The sequence below is a fragment of the Aquicoccus sp. genome, from assembly GCF_041686535.1.
Taxonomy (GTDB): domain Bacteria; phylum Pseudomonadota; class Alphaproteobacteria; order Rhodobacterales; family Rhodobacteraceae; genus Aquicoccus.
In genome coordinates, this window is record NZ_JAWLDS010000127.1 from 1 (window position 1) to 6,518 (window position 6,518).

6 protein-coding genes are annotated in these 6,518 nt (G+C 64.5%); 1 reads left to right on the top strand and 5 read right to left on the bottom strand.

What is annotated here, in order from left to right:
* The 5 genes from ACESL9_RS16325 to ACESL9_RS16345 form a co-directional block, all read right to left on the bottom strand.
* On the bottom strand, positions 1-1,445 hold a 1,445-nt coding region (locus ACESL9_RS16325; protein WP_372675209.1), incomplete at its 3' end, for a carboxyl transferase domain-containing protein.
* Positions 1,442-1,939, bottom strand: coding sequence for a hypothetical protein (locus tag ACESL9_RS16330; protein WP_372675210.1), 498 nt, complete (start codon positions 1,937-1,939; stop codon positions 1,442-1,444). The genes ACESL9_RS16325 and ACESL9_RS16330, both read right to left, overlap by 4 nt.
* A complete protein-coding gene (locus ACESL9_RS16335) occupies positions 1,939-3,102 on the bottom strand; it encodes an isovaleryl-CoA dehydrogenase (protein WP_372609914.1) in 1,164 nt (387 codons plus the stop codon). The genes ACESL9_RS16330 and ACESL9_RS16335 overlap by 1 nt, the downstream gene beginning before the upstream one ends.
* Positions 3,103-3,401: 299 nt before the next feature.
* Positions 3,402-4,595: a DegT/DnrJ/EryC1/StrS family aminotransferase gene (locus ACESL9_RS16340; protein ID WP_372609912.1), complete on the bottom strand. Its 1,194-nt coding sequence runs from the start codon at positions 4,593-4,595 to the stop codon at positions 3,402-3,404.
* 42 nt (positions 4,596-4,637) lie between these two features.
* Positions 4,638-5,300 (bottom strand): HAD-IA family hydrolase, encoded by a 663-nt coding sequence (locus tag ACESL9_RS16345; protein WP_372609910.1) that lies wholly within the window; start codon positions 5,298-5,300, stop codon positions 4,638-4,640.
* 130 nt (positions 5,301-5,430) lie between these two features.
* On the opposite strand from ACESL9_RS16345, the gene glmU reads away from it, so the two are divergent.
* Positions 5,431-6,518, top strand: a 1,088-nt coding sequence (glmU, locus tag ACESL9_RS16350) for a bifunctional UDP-N-acetylglucosamine diphosphorylase/glucosamine-1-phosphate N-acetyltransferase GlmU (protein WP_372675211.1), incomplete at its 3' end; no start/stop codon positions are given.

Sequence of the window (6,518 nt, forward strand, 5' to 3'; positions counted from 1 at the left end):
TCGACGGTGGGGCGCTTGAACTCGGCCTCGGCCTCGGCGCTCCAGTCCTCTCCGGCCCGCTCCATCGCGTCGCGCTTGACGGTGGCCAGAACCCCCGCCGCCTGCTCGCCGCCCATGACCGAAATGCGCGAATTGGGCCAGGTCCACAGGAACCGCGGGGAATAGGCGCGCCCCGCCATGCCGTAATTGCCCGCCCCGAACGACCCGCCCACCAGCATCGTGATCTTGGGCACCTGCGTGCAGGCCACCGCCGTCACCATCTTGGCGCCGTGCCGGGCAATGCCTTCGTTCTCGTATCTGCGCCCCACCATGAAACCGGTGATGTTCTGCAGGAACACCAGCGGGATCTTGCGCTGGCTGCACAGCTCGACGAAATGCGCGCCCTTCACGGCGCTCTCGGAAAACAGCACGCCATTGTTGGCCACGATCCCGACCGGGCAGCCTTTCACATGGGCGAACCCGCAGACCAGCGTCTCGCCGAACCGCGCCTTGAACTCGTCGAAACGCGAGCCATCCACGGTCCGCGCGATCACCTCGCGGATGTCATAGGGCGTGCGCAGGTCCGCCGGCACCACGCCGAGGATTTCATCGGGGTCATAGGCCGGCTCCTCCGAAGGTTGCAACTCGACGCCCATCGCGTTCCGGGCGCCGAGGTTCGAAACCGCCCGCCGCGCCAGCGCGAGCGCATGGGCGTCATCCTCAGCCAGGTAATCGGCCACACCCGAAAGCCGCGTGTGCACGTCGCCCCCGCCCAGGTCCTCGGCACTCACCACCTCGCCCGTCGCCGCCTTCACCAGCGGCGGCCCGGCAAGGAAGATCGTGCCCTGATCCTTCACGATGATGCTCACGTCCGACATTGCAGGCACATAGGCCCCCCCGGCGGTGCAGGATCCCATCACCACCGCGATCTGGGGAATGCCCTTCGCGCTCATGTTGGCCTGGTTGTAGAAAATCCGCCCGAAATGTTCGCGATCCGGGAACACCTCGTCCTGCTGCGGCAGGTTCGCACCACCCGAGTCGACAAGATAGACGCAGGGCAGATGGTTCTGCTCCGCGATTTCCTGCGCGCGCAGGTGCTTCTTGACCGTCATCGGGTAATAGGTGCCACCCTTCACCGTGGCGTCGTTGCAAAGCACCATGACCTCGCGCCCATGCACCTGCCCCACGCCACAGATCATCCCCGCACCGGGCGCCGCCCCGCCATACATGCCATGCGCCGCGGTCGCGCCGACCTCGAGGAAGGGCGAGCCGGGATCGAGCAACCCCGCCACCCGCTCGCGCGGCAACATCTTGCCCCGGCCGACATGACGTGCGCGCGCCTTCTCGCCACCGCCCGCGGCAGCCAGTTCCGCCGCCTCGCGGATCACACGGAGGGCTTCCAGATGGCCGTCGCGGTTGGTCGTGAAGGCCTCGGAGGACGGAATGGCCTGGGATTGCAGTTTCATAAGGTTGCTCCAATCAGTGAATACGCACCGAGGCAAAATGAACCAACGCTCAACCAACCAAAAAGGTGGGAAGCCCAAAAAGTTAAAAGAATACGAACTTTATGAGATGACTCGAACGGAGGCAAATCCTCGGGATTCTTATCGTTAAGTAAAATCTCGTGGATATCCTCGAGACGAGAGTTTCTCGTTTCTTCTAACGCACTGGCGACAAGTGATAGGTTCAAATGTGCTGCATATGCACCAGCAATCATCAAAACAGGTCCGGAAACAAACCAAACAGCCGCTAATGCAAACACCTGCTTTTCGACACCAACCAAAAACTGAGACAATGGAGCAATTGCTATCAATGCACCGCCATTCAGCAATGCTAGCTGCTTGAAGAGCATTAGGCCATATTCAGAACCCAATCCCCTAATTTGCTCAATTATTGGGTCGAAAACTTGGTGGTTTCGAACCTCATGTTCGTGATAGATTTCAATCGGGTCTCGTGACATTACCCCATCAACCCCATCAATTCGCGACCCACCAGCATCCGGCGGATCTCACTCGTCCCCGCGCCGATCTCCATCAGCTTGGCGTCGCGGAAGATGCGCCCCACCGGGTTATCGGAAAGATACCCGGCACCCCCGAACGCCTGCACCGCCTGGTGGCTGACCTTCATCGCCTCCTCGCTGGCATAAAGCACACAGGCCGCCGCGTCCTGGCGCGTGACCTCGCCCCGGTCACAGGCCTTGGCGACCTCGTAGACATAGGCACGAGCCGAATTCATCGCCGTGTACATGTCCGCGATCTTGCCCTGCATGAGCTGGAAATTCCCGATCGGCTGGCCGAACTGCTGGCGCTCCTTCATGTAGGGCATGACCTCGTCCAGGCAGGCCGCCATGATGCCGGTGCCGATGCCCGACAGCACCACCCGCTCGTAATCGAGCCCCGACATCAGAACCGCAACGCCCCTGCCCTCTTCGCCCAGCACGTTCTCGAAGGGCACTTCGACATTGTCGAAGATGAGCTCGGCCGTGTTCGAACCGCGCATACCGAGCTTGTCGAAATGCGCCCCGGTCGAAAAACCCGTCATGGTCTTTTCCACGATGAAGGCGGTGATCCCCTTGGGCCCGGCCTCCATGTCGGTCTTGGCATAGACCACCAGCACATCCGCATCCGGCCCGTTGGTGATCCAGTACTTGTTGCCGTTGAGAACATAGCGGTCGTTCTTCTTGTCGGCGCGCAGCTTCATGCTCACCACGTCCGACCCGGCCGAAGGCTCGGACATGGCCAAGGCCCCCACATGCTCGCCCGAGATCAGCTTGGGAAGGAATTTCAGTTTCTGCTCATGCGTGGCATTGCGCCGGATCTGGTTGACGCAGAGATTGGAATGCGCGCCATAGGAAAGGCTGACCGAAGCCGAGGCCCGCGCGATCTCCTCGACCGCGACCACATGGGCAAGATAGCTCATGTCGGCCCCGCCATATTCCTCGGGCGTGGTCACGCCCAAAAGGCCCAGCTCACCGAACTCGCGCCACAGCGCGTTGGGGAATTCGTTGCTGCGGTCGATCTCGCCCGCCATCGGCTTGATCCGCTCCTGCGCAAAGCGATGCACCATCTCGCGCAGCGCGTTCACGTCCTCGCCCAGATCGAAATTCATTGACCCCATGAACATGCGGCCGCCCTCCGATTTATTGAACAGTTGTTCATTTCCTACCCCATCCCCCGATTCGGATCAACCTGATCCGATCGTGCGCCTTCGGCGCGCAGGTCTTGCTTGTCGGGGGCTCTGCCCCCGAGCTGCAAAATGCCAGGGCATTTTGACAGCACCCCCGGAGTATTTCACGCAAGATGAAGGATGGACCTGCCCCAGCTTCATCTTGCCCCAAATACTCCCGCCGGAGGCGGTCGACCTCGCCGCACTCACCGGGATCAGGGCCTGCCGGCCTGCCGCCGATGGTCGGCGCCAACCGGTCAGCCGCCCTGGAACACCGCGCCCACCTCGGCCCGGATGATCCGGGCGATCAGAGCGCAATCCTCAAGGCTGAAGGTCAGCGGCAGGCGCATGTCGAGGATGGATTTCAGGATACGGTCGCTTTCGGGCATCGGCAGCGATGGCGCATAGCGCCAGCTGTCATAGCGCGAGGTAAAGCCCGAAGGCTCGGCCCCGCCGAACCACTTGAGTTCCACCCCCCGCGCGGCGCAACGGCGCAAGACGGCGTTGATCCTGTCCTCGGCCCAGTCGAGCAACAGGAACTGGATCGAGGAGCCGACGAATGCCTCCTCCTCGGGCCGCTCCACCACGGTCAGGCCCGGCGTGCCGCGCAGCTCCTCCTCGACCACGCGGTAGCGCGCCGTCCAGGCCGCGCATTGCGCGTCGAGCCGGGCAAGCTGTGGTCGCAGGATCGCCGCGCGCAGGTTGTCCATCCGTCCCGACACGTTGGGGGTGTCGTATTTCACCCGCTCGAACACCTCGGGCCCGGGCGCCGCAAGGTGGCGACCATAGAGCATGTATGACCCCGACAGCACGATCGCCCGCGCGGCAATCTCCGGGTCATCGGTGACCAGGAACCCGCCCTCGCCCGAATTGAGATGCTTGTAGGTCTGGGTCGAATAGCAGCCAATCAGCCCGTCCGTGCCCGACAGCCGCCCGCGCCAGCGCGCGCCCATCGTGTGGGCGCAATCCTCGATCACGGTGATGCCGGCCGCGTCGCAGATCTCCATCAGCCGGTCCATGTCGGCCAGATGGCCGCGCATGTGGCTCAGCATCAGCACCCGCGCCTCGCCTGCCTTGGCCGCCAGGTCATCGAGGTCGATCACCAGCCCCTCGGTCACGCCGACGAAGACCGGCACCGCGCCCACGCTGGCGATGGCCCCCGGCACCGGCGCCAGCGTGAAGGCATTGGTCAGAACCGGCTCACCCGGCTGCACCCCCGCCGCGCGCAATGCACAGGCGAGCGCATAGCCGCCCGAGGCCACTGCAACGCAGTATTGCGCGCCCATGGCTTGGGCGAACTCCCGTTCCAGAAGCGCCACCTCGCCCGGATCGTCACCCGCCACGTTGTAGCGATGCAGCCGGCCACCTTTCATCACTTCAACGGCGGCTGCGATCGCCTCGTCGGGGATCGGCTCCTGCTGGGTGAAACTGCCTTTGAAAACCTCGCTCATGCGACCTTTCTGCGCCACGGCGCACGCCCCGTCAACGCCGCGTCAGTCCAAAAGCCGCGCCACCACGCCGGGCAGTTCATCATAGGCGTCGATCATAGCCTCCGGTGCAAGCGCGGCCATGTCTGCCCCCGATGGTCCGAACGTGACCAGAACCGACGGCACGCCCGCCGCACGGGCCGTCATACGGTCGGTGTCGCTGTCGCCGACCAGAAGACAGCGCGCCGGATCGCCCCCCAGCCGCCGCACCGTCTCGCGCAGCGGTTCGGGATCGGGCTTGCGCACCGCAAGCGTATCCGCCCCGATCAGCGCGCCAAACGCATCGCGCGCCCCAAGCGAGCGCATCAACCGCTCGGCCAGCGCCTCGGGTTTGTTGGTGCAGATCCCCACGCCATATCCCGCCCCGGCCAGCGCCTCGACCGCGGCCATCGCGCCGGGATAAAGCACCGTGTGACGATCGATCGCGCCTGCATATTCCTCGAGCAGCCGCGGGTACCACGCCTCGATCTCGTCCTCGCGCAGCCCCCCCATCCGGGTGAACCCCAACCGCAGCATCGCCTTGCCCCCGCGCAGCGCCGTGCCCGAATCGCGCCCCGGGTCGAGCAGTTCGCCCGCCCCCATCGCCCGGAAACAGGCATTGGCCGCCGCGATAAGATCGCCGGACGTGTCCGCCAATGTCCCGTCGAGATCGAAGATCACCGATTTCATCTGCCTGCCCTTTCCGGCGAAAACCCGCCTGCCCCTGTCACACGCCGCAACCTATCTTGAACGCACCGCCCTTGCCACGCGGTGCCAACCGGATAAAACGGGCGCAGAGGCAATAACACGAGAAACCTCGATGAGCACAAGCCTGATCATCCTCGCCGCCGGGCAGGGCACGCGCATGAACTCGGATCTTCCCAAGGTGCTGCACCCCGTGGCGGCCGCGCCGCTGTTGATCCACGCGATGAAATCCGGCGCCGCTCTCGCGCCCGAACGCACGGTCATCGTGGCCGGTGTCGGCGCCCGGGAGGTTGCGGCGGCCGCGCAAGCCTTCGACGACACCGCGCAGGTGGTTATACAGCCCGAACAGCTCGGCACCGGCCACGCGGTGCTCTGTGCCCGTGAGGCGCTCAGGGGCGCGACGGGAGACGTGATCGTGCTTTATGGCGACACGCCCTTCATCCGGCCCGAAACGCTGCAACGCATGACCGAGGCACGGGCGCGTCACGATGTCGTCGTGCTGGGCTTCGAACCTGCCGATCCGGGCCGCTACGGGCGCCTTGTGATGCAGGGCGAGATGTTGGAACGGATCGTCGAGTTCAAGGACGCCTCGGATGAAGAACGCACCATAACTCTCTGCAACAGCGGTGTTATCGCCGCCTCTGCCCAGACACTTTTCGACCTGCTCGACGCAGTGACGAACGAAAATGCCAGCCGCGAATACTACCTCACCGATATCGTCGCCATCGCCCGCGACCGCGGGCTTTCGGCCAGCGCCGTCACCTGCGACGAGGCCGAAACCATGGGCGTCAACGCGCGCGATCAACTGGCCGCCGCCGAAACCGCCTTCCAGGCCCGCGCCCGCGCCGAGGCGCTGGAAAACGGCGTCACCCTCACCGCCCCGGAAACCGTGTTCTTCGCCCATGACACGGTGATCGGCCGCGACACGGTGATCGAGCCCAACGTGGTGTTCGGCCCCGATGTCACCGTCGAATCCGGCGCGCGGATCCGCGCGTTTTCCCATCTCGAAGGCTGTCACGTGTCATGTGGCGCCGTGGTCGGCCCCTACGCGCGGCTGCGCCCCGGGGCGGAACTCTCGGAGAACGTGCATGTCGGCAATTTCGTCGAGATCAAGAACGCGACCCTTGCGACCGGCGCCAAGGCCAACCACCTCACCTATATCGGCGATGCCAGCATCGGAGCGGACACCAATATCGGCGCGGG